The sequence below is a fragment of the Streptococcus sp. 27098_8_186 genome (assembly GCF_041432055.1).
In the GTDB taxonomy this organism is placed as follows: Bacteria; Bacillota; Bacilli; order Lactobacillales; family Streptococcaceae; genus Streptococcus; species Streptococcus dentalis.
In genome coordinates this window covers 167,310-185,333 of sequence record NZ_JAPVYV010000003.1, presented here as the reverse complement: position 1 = coordinate 185,333, position 18,024 = coordinate 167,310, and the positions used below count along the sequence as shown (strand labels likewise).

At 43.3% G+C, this 18,024-nt stretch carries 18 protein-coding genes; 7 read left to right on the top strand and 11 right to left on the bottom strand.

Features of this window, described 5'->3' with window-relative positions; genetic code table 11:
• Nucleotides 1–37: 37 nt before the first annotated feature.
• Nucleotides 38–937, bottom strand: coding sequence for a fructokinase ScrK (scrK, locus tag O3602_RS05055; protein WP_003016958.1), 900 nt, complete (start codon nucleotides 935–937; stop codon nucleotides 38–40).
• Between the two features lie 158 nt (nucleotides 938–1,095).
• The gene (locus tag O3602_RS05050; RefSeq protein ID WP_070505240.1) at nucleotides 1,096–3,015 is read right to left on the bottom strand and encodes a sucrose-specific PTS transporter subunit IIBC; all 1,920 of its coding nucleotides are present in this window, start codon (nucleotides 3,013–3,015) and stop codon (nucleotides 1,096–1,098) included.
• A gap of 379 nt (nucleotides 3,016–3,394) precedes the next feature.
• Between O3602_RS05050 and O3602_RS05045 the strand changes: the two genes are divergently transcribed.
• Nucleotides 3,395–4,849 (top strand): sucrose-6-phosphate hydrolase, encoded by a 1,455-nt coding sequence (locus O3602_RS05045; protein WP_371611271.1) that lies wholly within the window; start codon nucleotides 3,395–3,397, stop codon nucleotides 4,847–4,849.
• Complete coding sequence (locus O3602_RS05040; RefSeq protein WP_003013415.1) at nucleotides 4,830–5,795, top strand: LacI family DNA-binding transcriptional regulator; 966 nt, start codon at nucleotides 4,830–4,832, stop codon at nucleotides 5,793–5,795. The genes O3602_RS05045 and O3602_RS05040 overlap by 20 nt, the downstream gene beginning before the upstream one ends.
• A gap of 225 nt (nucleotides 5,796–6,020) precedes the next feature.
• Here O3602_RS05040 and nusB read toward each other — a convergent pair whose 3' ends face one another.
• The 5 genes from nusB to uvrA all read right to left on the bottom strand — a co-directional run bounded on the left by nusB (nucleotide 6,021) and on the right by uvrA (nucleotide 11,612).
• Entirely contained in the window at nucleotides 6,021–6,452 is a 432-nt protein-coding gene (gene nusB / locus O3602_RS05035) for a transcription antitermination factor NusB (RefSeq protein WP_371605552.1), read from the bottom strand.
• Complete coding sequence (locus O3602_RS05030) at nucleotides 6,445–6,834, bottom strand: Asp23/Gls24 family envelope stress response protein (RefSeq protein WP_003005404.1); 390 nt, start codon at nucleotides 6,832–6,834, stop codon at nucleotides 6,445–6,447. The genes nusB and O3602_RS05030 overlap by 8 nt, the downstream gene beginning before the upstream one ends.
• A gap of 36 nt (nucleotides 6,835–6,870) precedes the next feature.
• Nucleotides 6,871–7,431: an elongation factor P gene (gene efp / locus O3602_RS05025; RefSeq protein ID WP_003005479.1), complete on the bottom strand. Its 561-nt coding sequence runs from the start codon at nucleotides 7,429–7,431 to the stop codon at nucleotides 6,871–6,873.
• Nucleotides 7,432–7,722: 291 nt separating this feature from the next.
• The gene (locus tag O3602_RS05020; RefSeq protein WP_371611270.1) at nucleotides 7,723–8,790 is read right to left on the bottom strand and encodes a M24 family metallopeptidase; all 1,068 of its coding nucleotides are present in this window, start codon (nucleotides 8,788–8,790) and stop codon (nucleotides 7,723–7,725) included.
• Nucleotides 8,787–11,612, bottom strand: a complete 2,826-nt coding sequence (uvrA, locus tag O3602_RS05015; RefSeq protein WP_371611269.1) for an excinuclease ABC subunit UvrA — start codon at nucleotides 11,610–11,612, stop codon at nucleotides 8,787–8,789. The genes O3602_RS05020 and uvrA overlap by 4 nt, the downstream gene beginning before the upstream one ends.
• Nucleotides 11,613–11,733: 121 nt before the next feature.
• Here uvrA and O3602_RS05010 point away from each other — a divergent pair, with 121 nt between their 5' ends.
• Both O3602_RS05010 and O3602_RS05005 read left to right on the top strand, forming a co-directional pair.
• Nucleotides 11,734–12,678: a magnesium transporter CorA family protein gene (locus tag O3602_RS05010; RefSeq protein WP_003005422.1), complete on the top strand. Its 945-nt coding sequence runs from the start codon at nucleotides 11,734–11,736 to the stop codon at nucleotides 12,676–12,678.
• Between the two features lie 27 nt (nucleotides 12,679–12,705).
• Entirely contained in the window at nucleotides 12,706–13,383 is a 678-nt protein-coding gene (locus O3602_RS05005; RefSeq protein ID WP_223344914.1) for a DUF1129 domain-containing protein, read from the top strand.
• Between the two features lie 34 nt (nucleotides 13,384–13,417).
• On the opposite strand, the gene O3602_RS05000 is transcribed toward O3602_RS05005, so the two are convergent.
• From O3602_RS05000 to rpsF, 4 genes are all read right to left on the bottom strand, one after another.
• The gene (locus O3602_RS05000; protein ID WP_371611268.1) at nucleotides 13,418–13,939 is read right to left on the bottom strand and encodes a GNAT family N-acetyltransferase; all 522 of its coding nucleotides are present in this window, start codon (nucleotides 13,937–13,939) and stop codon (nucleotides 13,418–13,420) included.
• A gap of 285 nt (nucleotides 13,940–14,224) precedes the next feature.
• The gene (gene rpsR, locus O3602_RS04995) at nucleotides 14,225–14,464 is read right to left on the bottom strand and encodes a 30S ribosomal protein S18 (protein WP_000068664.1); all 240 of its coding nucleotides are present in this window, start codon (nucleotides 14,462–14,464) and stop codon (nucleotides 14,225–14,227) included.
• 41 nt (nucleotides 14,465–14,505) lie between these two features.
• Nucleotides 14,506–15,003, bottom strand: a complete 498-nt coding sequence (locus tag O3602_RS04990) for a single-stranded DNA-binding protein (protein ID WP_003005554.1) — start codon at nucleotides 15,001–15,003, stop codon at nucleotides 14,506–14,508.
• A gap of 20 nt (nucleotides 15,004–15,023) precedes the next feature.
• Complete coding sequence (gene rpsF / locus O3602_RS04985) at nucleotides 15,024–15,314, bottom strand: 30S ribosomal protein S6 (RefSeq protein WP_003005040.1); 291 nt, start codon at nucleotides 15,312–15,314, stop codon at nucleotides 15,024–15,026.
• A 299-nt stretch (nucleotides 15,315–15,613) separates the two neighbouring features.
• On the opposite strand from rpsF, the gene O3602_RS04980 reads away from it, so the two are divergent.
• From O3602_RS04980 to O3602_RS04970, 3 genes are read left to right on the top strand one after another with little or no spacing between them, the layout of a single operon-like run.
• On the top strand, nucleotides 15,614–16,666 hold the full coding sequence (locus O3602_RS04980; protein WP_371611267.1) for a GtrA family protein: 1,053 nt from the start codon (nucleotides 15,614–15,616) through the stop codon (nucleotides 16,664–16,666).
• On the top strand, nucleotides 16,653–17,555 hold the full coding sequence (locus O3602_RS04975) for a phosphodiester glycosidase family protein (protein WP_003013470.1): 903 nt from the start codon (nucleotides 16,653–16,655) through the stop codon (nucleotides 17,553–17,555). The genes O3602_RS04980 and O3602_RS04975 overlap by 14 nt, the downstream gene beginning before the upstream one ends.
• The gene (locus O3602_RS04970) at nucleotides 17,536–17,943 is read left to right on the top strand and encodes a hypothetical protein (protein ID WP_371611277.1); all 408 of its coding nucleotides are present in this window, start codon (nucleotides 17,536–17,538) and stop codon (nucleotides 17,941–17,943) included. Before O3602_RS04975 ends, O3602_RS04970 begins: the two co-directional genes overlap by 20 nt.
• Nucleotides 17,944–18,024 lie beyond the last annotated feature (81 nt).

The window sequence follows — 18,024 nt, the reverse complement described above, 5'->3', positions numbered from 1 at the left end:
TCGCTCGTGTTTCTAACCTCTAAGAGACAATTGCTTCTTATTTTTTAAGCTTCTCGCTCACTTCTTTTGCAAGGACAAAGTTCCCCAAGGTCGCTGAACCATTGCCAGCAACTGCAGGTGTCACAATGTAATCTCTCACATCTGGTACAGGGAGGTAACCGTTCAAGAGAGCAGTAAATTTCGTGCGAACACGATCTAACATGTGTTGTTGAGCCATGACTCCTCCTCCAAAGACAATGACGTCTGGGCGGAAGGTAACTGTCGCATTCACTGCTGCTTGTGCGATGTAGTAGGCTTGAATATCCCATACATTGCTATTGAGTTCAATGTTTTCTCCACGAATACCTGTACGAGCTTCCAGACTAGGACCAGCCGCAAAGCCTTCCAAACAGCCATTGTGGAAAGGACAAACACCCTTGAATTCTTTTTCCACATCCATTGGGTGTTGAGCCACATAGTAGTGCCCCATTTCTGGGTGTCCAGCTCCCCCGATAAACTCACCACGTTGGATGACACCAGCTCCGATTCCTGTTCCGATTGTATAGTAAACCAAGTTTTCGATATGACCACCCGCGTTATTGCGTGCGACCACTTCTCCATAGGCAGAACTATTCACATCTGTCGTGAAATAGATAGGTACATTCAAGGCACGTCGGAAAGCCCCAACGATATCTACATTGGCCCAATTTGGTTTTGGAGTCGTTGTGATGAAACCATAAGTGTTTGAATTTGGATCGATATCAATTGGTCCAAATGATCCAATCGCAAGCCCAACTAGATCCTCAAATTTTGAGAAAAATTCAATACACTTATCAATCGTCTCAATTGGCTTGGTTGTTGGAAATTGTACTTTTTCCACAACATTATAGTTTTCATCACCAACTGCACAAACAAATTTTGTACCGCCAGCTTCCAAACTTCCATATAATTTTGTCATGTTGGCTCCTTTTTTATTATGAAAAATATTCTGTATTTATTATAGCATATTTTGTAGTCAATCTTTTTCTCTTCTCTAAAGAAAAAACACACTTTTTTTGAGAAATAAAATTCAAGGACTGGAGATGATAGACCAGTCCTTGAGAACTTATTTTTCGATTAAGCTTTGACTTCGATGATCGCATCACCCTTCGCAACAGATCCAGTTGCAACAGGTGTGACAGAAGCAAAGTCAGCTGTGTTAGTGACGATCACCATAGTTGTGTCTTCAAGACCAGCTGCGGCAATTTTCGCTGCATCAAATGTACCAAGGACTTCACCAGCTTTGACTTTATCGCCTTGAGCTACTTTTTGATCAAATCCTTCACCGTTCATTGATACGGTATCAATCCCAACGTGGATCAAGATTTCAGCACCATTAGCTGTCTTCAAACCGTAAGCATGTCCAGTTGCGAAAGCAATGGTTACTTCAGCATCTGCTGGTGCATAGACAACGCCTTCAGTTGGTTTGATGGCAATCCCTTGTCCCATCGCACCACTTGAGAAGACAGGATCATTCACATCAGCAAGTGCTACAGCACTACCAACGATAGGAGAGATGATGGTTTCGTCTTGAAGAGATGCTGGAATAACTCCAGTTGTTTCTTCTTCAATAATTGCACCAGCTTCTTTGTCCTCTGCAGGAACTGATGAAGCTTCATCTTCATAACCAAACATATAAGTCAAACCGAAACTTAGTGCAGTTGTAAATACAACCATAAATACATATTTCAATAATTGACCATTTAGATAGAGAAGTGTACCTGGAATAATTGTAATACCAAATCCTGTACCAGCCAGATTTAACATAGATGCAATCCAACCACCTACAGCACCTGCTCCCAAAGCAATAACGAATGGTTTCACATAACGCAAGTTCACCCCGAAGATTGCAGGCTCAGTAATACCTAGCAAAGCAGAAATAGTTGCTGGGAATGCTAAAGCTTTCACTTTTTGAGATTTAGATTTTACTGCCACTGCTAAAGTAGCACCAGCTTGCGCAGTCATAGCTGCTGTAATGATTGCATTAAATGGATCTTTTTTATCTGCAGTAATTAATTGTGATTCAAGAAGATTAAAGATATGATGGACGCCAGTAACGACAATCAACTGATGAACCCCACCGATAAGAAGCCCTGCAAGTCCGAATGGTAAATTTAAAATAAACTTAGTTGCATTCAGTACATATTCTTCAATGCTGTGGAAGAATGGACCAATAATAAACAAAGCGAGGAATGACATGATTGTTAATGTGAATAATGGAACCAATAACAAATCTAAGACATCTGGAATTTTCTTATGGAGCCACTTTTCAAGTTTCGCACCAATTAGACCAACGAAGAAAGCGGGAAGAACTGAGTTCTGGAATCCAACCACATGATGGAAGATACCAAAGTATGTTGCTGCTTTAGAAGGATCTTCCGCTACAACCCACGCATTTGGAAGTGTCGGACTAACCATCATCAAACCAATTACAATCCCAAGAACAGGATTTCCTCCGAATACTCGGAACGCAGACCATGAAATCAAGGCTGGGAAGAAGGCAAACGCGGTATCAGTTAAAATTGTTGAATATGTATAAAAATCAGTAGATTTAAATGCGTCTGCTGTTGTACCAAACAAAGCCAAAACCTGGTCTTGAGCAATAGCACCGCGAATCCCCATAAACAATCCAGTTGCAACGATCGCTGGTAAAATTGGCACAAAAACGTCTCCAAAGGTACGGATCGCACGTTGGAACCAGTTTCCTTGTTTAGCAGCTTCAGCTTTCATTTCATCTTTTGATGATGTTGGTAAGCCAAGAGCTACTACTTCATCATAGATCTTGTTTACAGTACCAGTACCAAAGATGATTTGGTATTGACCTGAGTTAAAGAAAGCACCTTGTACTTTTTCAATGTTCTCAACAACATCTTTGTTGATTTTTGATTCATCTTTTACCATCACGCGAAGACGAGTCGCACAGTGAGCAACACTGCTAACGTTCTCAACCCCACCGATTGCATCTATGACTTTTTTTGCAATTTCTGTATTTGACATTTGCAAAAATCTCCTTATTTTTTATTGTTTTGAAAACGGTTCACCCGCCTCTACGTTTTTAATTGTACCACGTATTGAAAATATGTCAACCGTTTTGCAGGATTTTTTTGAAACTTTTTTGGACTTTTTGACACATTTTGATAGCATGAAACTATTTTCATTTTAAGACAGGCCTATACTACGCTTTTTAGCACTTTAAACCAGTCTTTTATTTTCATTTTCTTTCATTTTTTCATAGATTTCCAACTTCTCCTCTTTTCTTCAGGCTGCAAAATAGCTGTCAATCGTTTGACATTTTTTGCCATTTTTTTCATTTATCGCTTGCATTTTTAATAGGAAATCGGTACTATGGAAGTAAGAAAAAATTCGGAGGAATAAAATGGAATGGACAACTGAACGTCGTTACAGACGTTACGAAGACTGGACAAAAGAGGAAAAGCAAGCCATCCAAGATCATATGGCCAAATCTCCTTGGCATACACACTATCATGTTGAGCCAAAAGCTGGTCTCTTAAATGATCCTAACGGTTTTTCCTACTTTGATGGAAAATGGATCTTGTTTTACCAAAATTTCCCATTTGGTGCAGCCCATGGGTTAAAATCATGGGTACAAACAGAAAGTGAAGACTTGGTTCATTTCACAGAAACTGGGGTAACGCTTCTTCCAGACACAGATTTGGATAGTCATGGAGCTTATTCCGGATCAGCCATGCAGTTTGGTGACAAACTATTCCTATTCTACACTGGAAATGTTCGGGATGCAGAATGGGTTCGTCATCCTTACCAAGTCGGTGCTTTGATGGACAAAGACGGAAAGATTGAAAAAATTGACAAAATTTTGATTGATCAACCGGCTGACTCTACGGATCACTTCCGTGACCCACAGATTTTTAATTTCAAGGGTCAATACTACGCTATCGTTGGTGGCCAAGACCTTGAGAAGAAAGGATTCATCCGTCTCTATAAGGCTGTAGATAACGACTATACCAACTGGGTTGCAGTCGGTGACTTGGATTTTGCAAACGATCGGACAGCTTATATGATGGAATGTCCCAACCTAGTCTTTGTTGGAGACCAACCCGTTCTCCTCTACTGCCCTCAAGGCTTAGATAAATCAGTTCTCGATTATGACAATATCTACCCAAATATGTACAAGATCGGGGCAAACTTTGACCCAGAAAAGACCAAAATGGTGGATGTATCTGAATTGCATAATCTCGACTATGGTTTTGAAGCCTATGCGACTCAAGGATTTAATGCACCCGATGGACGTGCCTATGCTGTCAGCTGGCTAGGTCTTCCAGACGTTTCTTATCCAACAGATTCCTATGACTACCAAGGAGCTCTCTCACTGGTCAAAGAATTAACCATCAAAGATGGCAAACTCTACCAATACCCAGTTGAAGCGATCAAGGACTTGCGCGCTGAGAGTGAGGCATTTGCCAACAAGGCACAAACCAAGAACTGCTATGAATTGGAATTGCAGTTTGAAAAGGATAGCCAAAACGAAATCGTCCTCTTTGCAGATGCAGAAGGAAAGGGCTTAGTTCTCACATTTGATCTGGCTAAAGGATTAGTCACAGTGGATCGTAGCCAGGCAGGTGAGCAATATGCCCAAGAATTCGGTACGAGCCGTAGCTGCCCAATCGCTAACCAAGCCACAACCGCTAATATTTTCATTGACAATTCGATATTTGAAATCTTTATCAATAAAGGAGAAAAAGTATTTTCTGGTCGGGTCTACCCACATGCGGATCAAAATGGAATCTTGATCAAGTCTGGAACCCCTACTGGAACTTACTACGAACTTGATTATGGTCGCAAAGCTAACTGATGTCGCCAAACTCGCCGGTGTCAGCCCTACTACTGTCTCACGGGTTATCAATAAAAAAGGATACCTGTCTGAAAAAACGATCCAAAAAGTCCAAGAAGCCATGCGAGAATTGGGCTATAAACCTAACAATGTTGCTCGTAGCCTCCAAGGAAAATCAGCCAAGTTAGTTGGCTTGATTTTTCCCAACATCAGCAATGTTTTCTATGCTGAATTAATCGACAAACTAGAGCACCAACTCTTTAAACACGGCTATAAAACCATCATCTGCAATAGTGAACACGACTCTGAAAAAGAGCGCGAATATATTGAGATGTTGGAGGCCAACCAGGTAGATGGCATCATTTCAGGAAGTCATAATTTGGGCATTGAAGATTACAACCGGGTAACTGCTCCTATCATTGCTTTTGACCGCAACCTCTCCCCAGAAATTCCGGTTGTCTCCTCAGACAACTACGCTGGCGGGGTGCTTGCAGCAGAAACTTTAGCAAAAACTGGAGCCCGAAATATTATCATGATCACAGGTAATGACAACTCCAACTCCCCAACAGGCTTGCGTCATGCGGGATTTGCATCGGTTCTACCTGAGTCCATGATCATTAATGTTTCCAGTGATTTCTCCCCTATTCGCAAAGAAATGGAAATCAAACAGATTTTAACCCACCACAAACCAGATGCCATTTTTGCCTCCGATGATTTGACGGCGATCTTGATCATGAAAGTCGCTAGAGAATTAGATATTCAGATTCCTCAGGATTTGAAAGTGATTGGTTATGATGGAACCCAGTTCATCGAGACCTATACACCTGAACTGACAACCATCCAACAACCCCTCGAAGACATTGCTATCCTCATGGTGGATCTTTTACTCCAAAAGATCGAAGGAAAAAAAGTAGCGACTACCGGTTATTTCTTGCCCGTTAGTCTCCACTCTGGAAAAAGTGTCTAAAACAACCCCTACAATTCTATTACTGTAGGGGTTGTTATTCGTCAAAAAAAAGGCTGGGCAAAAACTGTCTAGCCTTTTATATTTAATAGAAATAACTGTATGACGCAGTGGTTGATTGGCATCTTTGTTCGCCTTTTAAGCTCCAAAGATGACCTAATCAACTGTGCGGGGGTGGGAAAACGAACTCTTTTAACTAGTTGGAGTTCTTTCCCACTCCCTTTTTACTTATTCTTCTGTCACAAATTGACTGAGGACACCGTTGACAAATCGTGAAGAGGTTTCATCTGAAAAGGCCTTGGCCAATTCCACCGCTTCATTGACTGCGACGATCTGTGGTGTATCAAACTCTGTTATTTCATAAATTCCCAGACGAAGGATGTTTTTCTCTACCAAGGTCAAGCGCTCAACAGTCCAGCCGGTTTTCAAATGTTGACCGATTTGTTGGTCCAGTTGATCTTTGGATTGGTAGACGCCCGTCACGAGATTCATGAGAAAGGCAGGAAGATCGACTTCTTTGTCTTCTGCTAGGTCCTTATCATGTAGATAAGCAAAGCGACAAGCTTCAACAATGTTTCCATCGTATTCCAAGGCCATCAAGGCTTGGAAGGCGCGCTCGCGCAAATCTCGACGTGATTCTAATAAAATTTCATCAGTCATTGAGGAAGTCCTCATTAAACAAATCTTTCAAGTCTGGTTTTGGAGATTTTTCCGTTGCGATCCCAACAACGTGAATGTTGACAGCATCCAAGGTTACATCTGCCATATCATAAACTGCTGACTTGACCGCTTTTTGAATGGCTACAGCGACAGATGGTACAGCCACTCCATATTCTAAATAGAGATAGATGTCTACTGAAACTTGACCATCTTCTTCCGTATGAAGGTAGACGCCACGTCCAAGCGAACGTTTGGATAAGCTATCTGAAACACTCTTGTTTTCAAGCGAATAGACACCCTCTACTTTTGCTGTCGCAATCGCAATAATTTTTTCTAATACACGTGGTGCAATAACGATGTCACCAAATTGTTCAGTTGCCATAGAAGTTCCTTTCTATTTGACACCCTGAGATGTCTCTTATGCACGAGAAACGTAAGTTCCTTCAGTAGTGTTAATGACCAATTTTTGTCCAGCTTCGATGAAATCAGGAACGTTTACGACCAAACCAGTTTCCATTGTAGCAGGTTTACCAGAACCAGTCACTGTAGCACCTTTGATAGATGGTTGAGTTTCTGCAACAGTCAATTCAACAGTTGTAGGAACCGTTACACCGATCACTTCGCTTCCGTAGAATTGAATTTTTACTTCTGAGTTTTCAAGGATGTAAAGCAATTCTTGTTCTACGTTCACAACTGGAATTTCATATTGGTCATATGTTTCAGTGTTCATGAAGTAGGCTGTATCATCCATTTTGTACAAGTATTGAGCTGGAACTGTTTCGATAATCGCTTGTTCAAATTTTTCCTCTGGACGGTAGCTTGTATCAAATGTTGAACCAGTACGGACATCACGCAATTTCATGCGCATGATAGTGTTTCCTTTACCTGGTTTGTGGTGGCTAGCTTCCAAAACTCGGATCAATTTTCCGTCAGCTGTTTCAAAAGTCATACCAGCTTTCAATTTACTTGCTTCGATCATGTTTTATTACCTCTTTTTTTAAAAATAGATTACTCTTTATTGTAACACACAATTTGATTTTTCTCAAACAGCAATTGTCTCTTTTGGAGAAGAAAGGATTGCTATGGACCGCCCCTGATCCATCCACATCCAAATTACCCTTTGCTTCTTTCGTGTTTTGTTATTGTAGTTCCTATACCAAAATGGATAGTGCTCCAAATAAGATGTCAGGGAGAAGAACTCCTCTACAATTCATTTCATAGTCTTCTCTTCACATCTCTGTCTAAACAGAAGTTAAGAGAAACGTATATTTTAAAGGACAATCAATTCTTTAGGAGCAAGAGTCAAGACTTCACAGCCTGTTTCTGTGATTAAAAGGTCATCTTCGATCCGCACACCAGAGAGACCTTCGATATAAATACCTGGCTCATCTGTTAAGACCATCCCTGCTTGAATCGCTTCTTTAGACGTTTGGCTGAAGTATGGTTCTTCGTGGATATCTAGCCCAATCCCATGACCGATTCCATGAGTAAAGTATTGACCATAGCCGGCTGCCTCGATCACATCACGTGGGATTTTATCAAAATCACGGAAGCCAAGTCCATCTTTAGCAGCAGCAATCAAGGCTTGATTGGCTTTCAAAACGGTTTCATAAATTTCTCTTTCCTTGTCGCTGACATGTCCTGCATAGATAGTCCGTGTCATATCGCTGACATAGTGGTTATACAAGCAACCAAAATCAAGGGTCAAGGCATCTCCTGCTGAAATCACCCGATCACTTGGAGTCGCGTGAGGCATGGCAGAGCGTTCACCAGCTGCCGAGATAATATCAAAAGATACACCAGAAGCTCCCAACTCCCGCATTCTAAAATCGAGGAAAGTCGCTGCTTCCAACTCTGTCGTTTTCCCTACCTTGATATAGTCCAAAATATCATGGAAGGCTTGATCAGAAATGCTACAAGCTTTTTTAATCGCCGCAATCTCGGTTTCATCTTTAATCAAGCGCAATTCCATGACAAAGTTTGCTAGGGATTGAAGGCTGATGCCACTGAAAACAGAAGCCATACGGGCATGGTAGGCTACCGTCACTTCATCCTCAAAACCAAGTTCTTTGATTCCAAGGTCCTTAACGATCTCTGCAGCTGCAGTCAACTCATCGCGGGTTTCCACAATCTCTACAAAAGGAAAACAAGTCGCATGGGCATGGATGGTGTAGCGCGAATCTGTAAAGAGTACCACACGTTCTTCTGTCACCAAAGCAGTTCCGTTTGAACCCCAGAAATTGGTCAAATAATAAACATTTTTCAAATTGTTAATCAATACTGCTTTGAGGTCTTGGGCTTTCATTTTGTTTCTTAAGTTGCTGATCCGTTGATTCATTGTAATTTTCCTTTCAAATATTGTCCTGTGTAGCTAGCAGGATTTGCTGCTACTTCTTCTGGTGTTCCGGTCGCAATAATGGTTCCACCACCGACACCACCTTCTGGTCCTAAATCGATGATATGGTCTGCTGTCTTAATAACATCTAAATTGTGCTCAATCACAAGGACTGTATTGCCATCATCCACAAAACGCTCTAAGACTTTGATCAAGCGAGAAATGTCTTCGGTATGGAGTCCGGTCGTTGGTTCATCCAAGATATAGAAGGATTTTCCTGTAGAGCGCTTGTGCAATTCAGAAGCCAACTTCATTCGCTGCGCTTCCCCACCTGAAAGGGTGGTCGCTGGTTGCCCCAGCATTACATAGCCCAAGCCCACATCTTGGATGGTCTTGAGTTTGCGTTCAATTTTTGGAATGTGCTTGAAGAATTCAACCGCCTTATTGACCGTCATATCCAGCACTTCTGCAATATTTTTTTCCTTGTAGTGGACTTCGAGGGTCTCACTATTGTAACGACGTCCATGGCAGACCTCACAAGGAACAAAGACATCCGGCAAGAAGTGCATTTCAATCTTGATGATCCCATCTCCTGAGCAGGCTTCACAACGCCCGCCCTTGACATTGAAACTAAAGCGGCCTTTTTTATAGCCCCGAATTTTGGCTTCATTGGTCTGAGCAAAGAGATCGCGAATGTCATCGAAGACGCCTGTATAGGTCGCTGGATTGGAACGAGGAGTCCGGCCAATCGGGCTTTGGTCAATGTCGATCAAGCGATCGATATGCTCAATCCCCTGAATCGTCTTGTATTTCCCTGGTTTTTCCGAATTGCGGTTGAGCTTTTGAGCGATGGCTTTTTTCAAGATGCCATTGATCAAGGTCGATTTTCCAGAACCGGAAACTCCAGTGACTGCGATAAATTTGCCCAGAGGAAAGCGCGCTGTGATGTCTTGTAAGTTATTCTCACTGGCTCCTGTTATTTCAATATAGCGGCCATTCCCTGAACGGCGTTCCGTTGGAACCGGAATCTTGCGCTTGCCGGACAAGTACTGACCCGTGATGGATTTGCTGTTGCGAGCCACCTGCTTTGGAGTTCCTGCTGCAACGATCTCTCCACCAAAGACACCGGCACCTGGGCCGACGTCGATCAGGTAGTCTGCCTCTCTCATGGTATCTTCATCATGTTCGACGACGATCAAGGTGTTGCCTAAATCGCGCATCTTCTTGAGACTGGCAATCAGGCGGTCATTGTCCCTTTGATGGAGGCCAATAGACGGCTCATCCAAGATATAAAGGACACCAGAGAGGTTGGAACCGATCTGGGTTGCCAAACGAATACGCTGGCTTTCTCCACCTGATAAGGTCCCAGCCGATCGTGACAGGGTCAAGTAATTGAGCCCCACATTGTTTAAGAAGGTCAAGCGATCCTTAATCTCTTTTAGGATCGGTCTTGCAATCGTAGCTTCATTGTCCGTTAAGACCAGCTGGTCCACGGCTTTTAAGTGGTCCGCAATCGATAGATCTGACACTTCCCCGATATGCATCCCCTTCTCCCCACCAACACGAACAGAAAGTGCTTGGTCATTGAGACGGTAGCCATGGCAGGTCGCACAGGTCAATTCGTTCATATAAGAGCGCATTTGGTTGCGGGTGAAATCACTATTGGTTTCACGGAAACGACGGTGAATGTTGTTTACGACCCCTTCAAAAGGAATTTCGATATCCCGAACCCCACCAAACTCATTTTCATAGTGGAAGTGGAATTCCTTCCCGTTTGAACCATAGAGGACCAAGTCCTTTTCTTCTTGAGAAAGATCGGAAAAAGGTCGGTCCATATCAACGCCAAAATGGATCATGGCCTGCTCCAACATCTGTGGATAGTAGTTGGAAGAGATCGGATTCCAAGGCGCAAGTGCTCCTTCGCGAAGGGTTAAGCGATCATCTGGCACCACCAAATCCAAGTCCACCTCTAGCTTAATGCCCAGCCCATCACAGTCTGGACAAGATCCAAAAGGCGCATTGAAAGAAAAGAGGCGGGGCTCTAATTCAGGAACGGTAAAGCCACAGACTGGACAAGCATAATGCTCCGAAAAGAGTAGCTCCTTGCCATCCATGGTATCAATCACGACATAACCATCCGCAATCCGAAGGGCTGCTTCAATCGAATCAAAGAGCCGCGAGCGGATGCCCTCCTTGATCACGATTCGGTCCACAACTACTTCAATCGTGTGCTGCTTGCTTTTAGACAGTTCTGGAACCTCTGTCACATCATAGATCTCACCATCGATCCTCACCCGGACATAGCCGTCTTTTTGGACTTTTTCAATGATATTCTTGTGCTGGCCTTTTTTCTTACGGATAATGGGAGCTAGAATTTGCAGGCGTTGGCGCTCTGGTAATTCTAAGACTTGATCGACAATTTGCTCAACCGAAGAAGCTGTAATCGCTCCATGCCCATTGATACAATAAGGCGTCCCTACACGTGCATAGAGCAAGCGCAGGTAGTCATTGATCTCTGTTGCCGTCCCCACTGTAGAACGGGGGTTTTTACTGGTCGTTTTTTGGTCGATGGAAATGGCTGGACTCAAGCCGTCAATGGAGTCCACATCTGGTTTTTCCATATTTCCCAAGAACTGCCGGGCATAGGCCGATAAGCTCTCCACGTAGCGGCGCTGGCCTTCTGCATAGAGGGTATCAAAGGCTAGACTGGACTTTCCAGATCCAGACAAACCCGTCACCACGACTAATTTGTCCCGTGGAATTTCCACGTCTATATTTTTTAAATTATGGGCGCGTGCCCCATGAATGACAATTTTATCTTGCATGTTCTTACTCTAATCACCTTTTTGTTAACCTCCATTATAACAAATTTTTTAGTATTCTTTTATCCAAAACCATCCTTTTTCTGATATAATGTTAAGGTGTAAAAAAACAAGGGGAGGCACCATGAAACAGGTCTTTTTATCGACAACGACTGAATTTAAAGAAATAGAGACGCTGGAACCCGGTAGCTGGATCAACCTTGTTAACCCTTCTCAAAGTGAATCGATGGAAATCGCCTCTGCTTTTAATATCGATATTGCAGACTTGCGGGCACCACTCGATGCGGAAGAAATGTCCCGTATGACCATCGAAGATGAGTACACATTGATCATCGTCGACGTCCCCATCAAGGAAGAGCGGAACAATCAGACCTACTACGTGACCATTCCGCTAGGGATTATCCTGACAGAAGAGGCTATTATCACGACTTGCTTGGAGAAATTGCCGCTTCTAGATATCTTTATCAACCGACGCTTGCGGAATTTCTATACCTTTATGCGGTCGCGCTTTATCTTTCAGATCCTCTATCGCAACGCTGAACTCTACTTGTCTGCGCTTCGTACCTTGGATCGCAAAAGCGAGCAGATTGAAAGCCAATTGCACAAATCAACGCGTAATGAAGAGCTGATTGAGTTGATGGAGTTGGAAAAAACCATCGTCTACTTTAAGGCCTCTCTGAAAACCAATGAGCGCGTGATCAAGAAATTGACCAGTGCCACTAGTAACATCAAGAAATACCTAGAAGACGAGGATCTGTTGGAAGATACCTTGATCGAAACCCAGCAGGCCATCGAGATGGCAGATATTTATGGAAATATCCTGCACTCCATGACCGATACCTTCGCATCGATCATCTCCAACAACCAGAACAACATCATGAAGACCCTGGCCCTCGTCACCATTGTCATGTCCATTCCAACCATGATCTTTTCGGCCTATGGGATGAACTTCAAGGACAATGAGCTTCCGCTCAATGGCGAACCCCATGCCTTCTGGCTGATTATTTTCATCGCCTTTGCCCTGACCGGGTCCCTCGTCGTCTACCTCATCCATAAAAAATGGTTCTAACCAAACTTGTACATCAAAGGAGTAACTATGTCTCACACCGACCTTCATCAACTTAGTAAGAAAAATCAAGAATTTATCCGCATCGCCAAACACCAATTGCTTGAAAACGGAAAGACAGAGGAAGAAGCCGAAAGCCTCATCCAAGAAATTCTACCAGCTATCCATGAAAACCAAGGAAAAGGAATTCCGGCACGGACCCTTTTTGGAGCTCCAACTGTATGGGCGAACTCTTTCAGCGAGAAAGAACGCTATGAAAAAGAGCATCCGAAATTAAACGATGCTCCCTCTCTCATGATTTTGGATTCCTTCCTCTTTATCTTTGGTGTTTTTGCTGCGATTAGCGCCTTTATGAACTTGGTCGCACCGCGTCGTACTGGCTATGGGTTGATCACCTTGATTCTTGGAAGTTTGACAGGGGCCCTGCTCTTGTATCTCATGTACTACTTCTTCTATCAGTATATGGATGGCACCAAAGATCGCAGCGAGCGTCCCTCTCTTTGGAAATCCATGCCGATTCTTGTTGGAGTCATGTTCCTTTGGGTCATTGTCTTGTCCTTTACTTCCCTACTCCCACAGGTTCTCAACCCAACTATTCCAGATGTCCTTGCCATCGTTTTAGGAGCTTTAGCACTTGTCCTTCGCTTCTACCTCAAGAAACGCTTTAATATTAAAAGTTCGAGCACAGCACCCGCAACTCGTCGCTAAAAAGAAACGGATGAAGTTTTCATCCGTTTTTGTTTTACTGTATTTCCCTGTTCAATCTTTTTGAAAAATAGAGGACTAAGTCATCATTGTTTTCACAAGAACTGTAAGGGGCTAAGGGGTGATCACTAAACCAAACCCCAGATCCATCTGGGATATAGCCCCGTTTGACATACAGTCTTTGAGCTGGGCCATAACCCGAGTGTAAACCAACCCCTAAAGTAACAATCTCTGATAGTAGCTGGACTCTTTTTTCTGCCTCCTCTAAGAGTTGATTCCCAATCCCTCGATTTCTAAATGGTTCAAAAACATTAAAATCAGATAGTTCAGGATAGACTCCCACGAAAGGGCCATGCTTGGCAGCAGGCAATATAGTGATATAGCCTGCCACAAATCCATCCGACTCAGCTACTAATACGTCCCTCTCTCTATTCTCCTGCTCCTGAAAATAGCTAGTCAAGATATCCTCTCTACCCGGCCACCCTTGGTGGATAAAAGCTTGAGAGATGTGCTCAATATCTGCCTTTATCATCCTCCTGATGATTACACCTTCCTTCATAGTTCCCTCCTTGATACCTTTCTCCCCTCATTATAGCATAATCAGAGCTTGGGAAAGGTCAAAGAGCTTCACACGGACCTAACACACTATCACATTTCTATGCTCGCAAAAAAAGACCCGTAGGGGGCTTAATTCGCTCTCTTGTCTTCAAGCTCATGAAAAAGAGGTCTACTGGACCTCAACTCGCTCTTACATTTCCAAGCTCGTGAAAAAAAGACCCATCTGGGTCTTAATTCGCTCTCTTGTCTTCAAGCTCATGAAAAAGAGGTCCACTGGACCTCTTTTTTAATCTTCGTTTACGAAAGGCATCAAAGCCATTACGCGAGCGCGTTTGATAGCTGTTGTTACTTTACGTTGGTTCTTCGCTGAAGTTCCAGTTACACGACGAGGAAGGATTTTCCCACGTTCTGAAACGAAACGGCTAAGAAGCTCAGTATCTTTGTAATCAACATATTCGATTTTGTTTGCTGCGATGTAATCAACTTTTTTACGGCGTTTGAATCCGCCACGACGTTGTTGAGCCATGTTTAATTCTCCTTTATAGTTTTAATTCGTTAAACCCACTCTTAGAATGGAAGATCGTCGTCTGAGATATCCATTGGATTCGCTCCAAATGGATTTTCTTCACGACCAAAGTTTGGCGCTGCATTGCTTGGTTCAGATCCACCAAAGCTTGGGGTTGCATTTCCAGCAAAACCACCATTGCCTGATGAATAGCCACCAGCTGCATGCCCTTCGCGTGCTGCACGGCTTTCCAATAGTTGGAAGCTGTCTGCTACGACTTCAGTGACATAAACACGTTGACCTTGCTGGTTTTCGTAATTACGTGTTTGAATGCGACCGGTAATCCCAATCAAAGCACCTTTCTTAGCCCAGTTGGCTAAGTTTTCTGCTTGCTGACGCCAGATCACACAGTTGATGAAATCGGCTTCGCGCTCTCCATTTTGACTCTTGAAGTTGCGATTGACAGCTAGGCTGAAAGTAGCAACTGCTTGATTGCTTGGAGTGTAGCGAAGTTCAGCATCACGGGTCATACGACCGACAAGTACAACATTGTTAATCATAAGTCACCTCTGATGATTTCTTACGCGTCAACTTTTACGATCATGTGACGAAGAATGTCACCGTTGATTTTTGAAAGACGGTCGAACTCGTTAAGAGCTACAGCGTCGTTCGCTTCAACGTTTACGATGTGGTAAAGTCCTTCACGGAAATCTTGGATTTCGTATGCAAGACGACGTTTTTCCCAATCTTTTGATTCAACAACAGTTGCACCGTTGTCAGTCAAGATAGAATCGAAACGTGCTACCAAAGCGTTTTTAGCTTCTTCTTCAATGTTTGGACGAATAATATAAAGAATTTCGTATTTAGCCATTGATAATGTTCCTCCTTTTGGACTAATGACCCCCTGTCTTTGCAAGGGGTAAGTGAGGTTTACTCACAAGAAACTATTATACCAGACTTTTCGAACAAAGGCAAGAATTATCTTTAGGATTTAAAAAATGATTCTGGACGTTCGCTTCTAAAGGAAAGAAATGCCCTAAAAAGTGATATTTTATAGTAGAAACTATTCCCACTCTTCCTCGCCTTTCCTTAAAAAAAACTGATATCAGTTAGCTTTAAGCTTGAGTCTTTATACTAGCTACAACAAATCTCAAGAAACGAGGAACGATTATGAATTATCTTATCATCCCCGCCTATCAACCGGATCTGAATCTTGTCAAACTGGTTCGCTTGGTCCACGCTAAAAGCGATCTCCACATCATCGTGGTCGACGATGGGAGTGACGCTGACAAGAAAATGATCTTTGACAAATTAGAAGGTCTTGCGACAGTTCTGACTCATGAGCACAACCAAGGAAAAGGACAAGCTCTCAAGACTGCTTATGCCTACATCCTAGAAAGAGGTACCTATGGAAGCATTGTTACAGCTGATGCAGACGGTCAGCACAAAATTTGGGATATTTTCAGGGTTGTTAACCAATCTCAAGAGCATCCTGGAACACTTATTCTAGGAGCCCGTGCCTTCTCTGGAAAAGTTCCTTTGCATTCTGCTTTCGGGAATAAATTGACCCGCTTCTTGTTCAAACAACAAACTGGAGTGGCGGTCAGCGATACCCAAACGGGCTTACGAGCTTTCACTACGAATCTCTTGCCTTTCATGCTTGAAGTTGAAGGACAGCGTTATGAATATGAAATGAATGTGCTCCTCGTAGCAAGCAAGTCCTTCCCCATCGTAGAAGTTCCCATCGAGACGGTCTATATCAATGACAACGAAGGCTCTCACTTCCGACCTATTCGAGATGGCCTCATGATCTACAAGGACATGTTCAAGTTTGCCCTCTCCTCTCTGAGTAGTTTTATCGTTGACTATCTGGTCTACGCCTTCTTCCTTTTCGTGATGATGGCCGTGCCCATTAGTCTGCGTATTCTCCTAGCCAATGGGATCGCTCGTGTAACGAGTTCCATCTTTAACTACTCGACCAATAAGCACCTAGTCTTTAAGAACAAAGACAGCGTCGCTAAAACTGGAAGTGGCTACTTTGGCCTAGCCCTCGGCCTCTTTATTCTCGATACGCTCTTGATTCGACTCTTCTATACTGCTTTCGGGCTCAATCTCCTGATCAGTAAGATTATCGTCGGCTTCCTCCTCTTTCTGGTCTCATGGGTGATCCAGAAAAAAGTGATCTTCAAAGAAAGGACTGCTCCCCACCATGAAATTCTTTAAAAAATCTTACACCTATGCTGCCTGCTTTGGCCTTCTTTTGACCAGCAGTTTTAGCTACTCGATGCTCAAGACCTTTGTCTTATCCGATGCCATCCAAACCGTAAAAGCTACGACTACGGACACCAAGGCAGCAAAAAAAGCAGCTGCATCGGCTACAACGACGGATACTAGCTATTCAGATGACAATATCCAGGTGAGCCTAACAGAAAAAACGATTGAAAATACCCAGGTTTACATTGCAGATATTACAGTCAGCTCATCTGACTACCTCAAAACAGCCTTTGCACAAAATACTTACGGAACCAACGTGACTGCTAAAACCTCTGTCACAGCCGCCAACAACAGTGCCATTCTAGCAGTGAATGGTGACTATTACGGAGCTAACAGTACAGGATACGTCATCCGAAATGGAGTGGTCTACCGCGATACCGTTCGGGAAGATTCAAGCAATGGTGACCTGGCCATTTACAAGGATGGATCCTTCAAAATTATCTACGAAGATGAGATCTCTGCGGATCAATTGGTCAAAAACGGGGTCGTCAATCTCCTCGCTTTCGGTCCTTCCTTAGTTGAAAATGGAGAAATTACCGTCGATACCAACTCAGAGGTCGGGCAATCTATGGCGTCAAATCCACGGACAGCGATTGGGATCATCGATGAAAACCACTACATTATCGTCGTGTCAGACGGACGGACTTCAGAAAGTGAAGGCCTGTCTCTCTACCAATTAGCAGAAGTGATGAAGTCTTATGGCGTTAAAACAGCCTACAACCTGGACGGGGGTGGATCTTCTACCCTTTACTTCAATGGCCAAGTTATTAACAAACCAACAACAAATGGTACTATCTCAGAAAGGGCGGTGAGTGACATTGTCTACATCGGTTACTAATCCTATCAAACAACGGTTGAAAAAAACGATTCTCTGGTATACTCTGATTTCAGCTTTCTTCTTCGTTGGAAGTCGCATCTATGAACACTTTAGTTTTGGCGAAACCTCTGCCTTCATGCACTACCTATTCTTGATTCCTTTGATCGGTGGCACCCTACTAGTGCTTCTACAGTTGATGGTGAAAGGCTTCTCTCGCCTGAGTCTCAATCTTTGGAATTCAGGAGTGGCTACGCTCACAGCTGGAGCCCTCTACCGAGGGATTGTCAACCTCTCTGGTCGATCTACCACAATGGATCAACCCTATTATTACCTTGGAGTCGCCTTTCTAGCACTAGCTCTGATCACCCTCTTCTTTGTCCGCAGTGTCTGGGTGGAGAAAACAGTCTAAGACATCAAAAACGTCCGTTTCTTTATAGAACGGACGTTTTAGTTTGAAGTCAAAGTTTTTAATATGACTTAGTCTTAAATC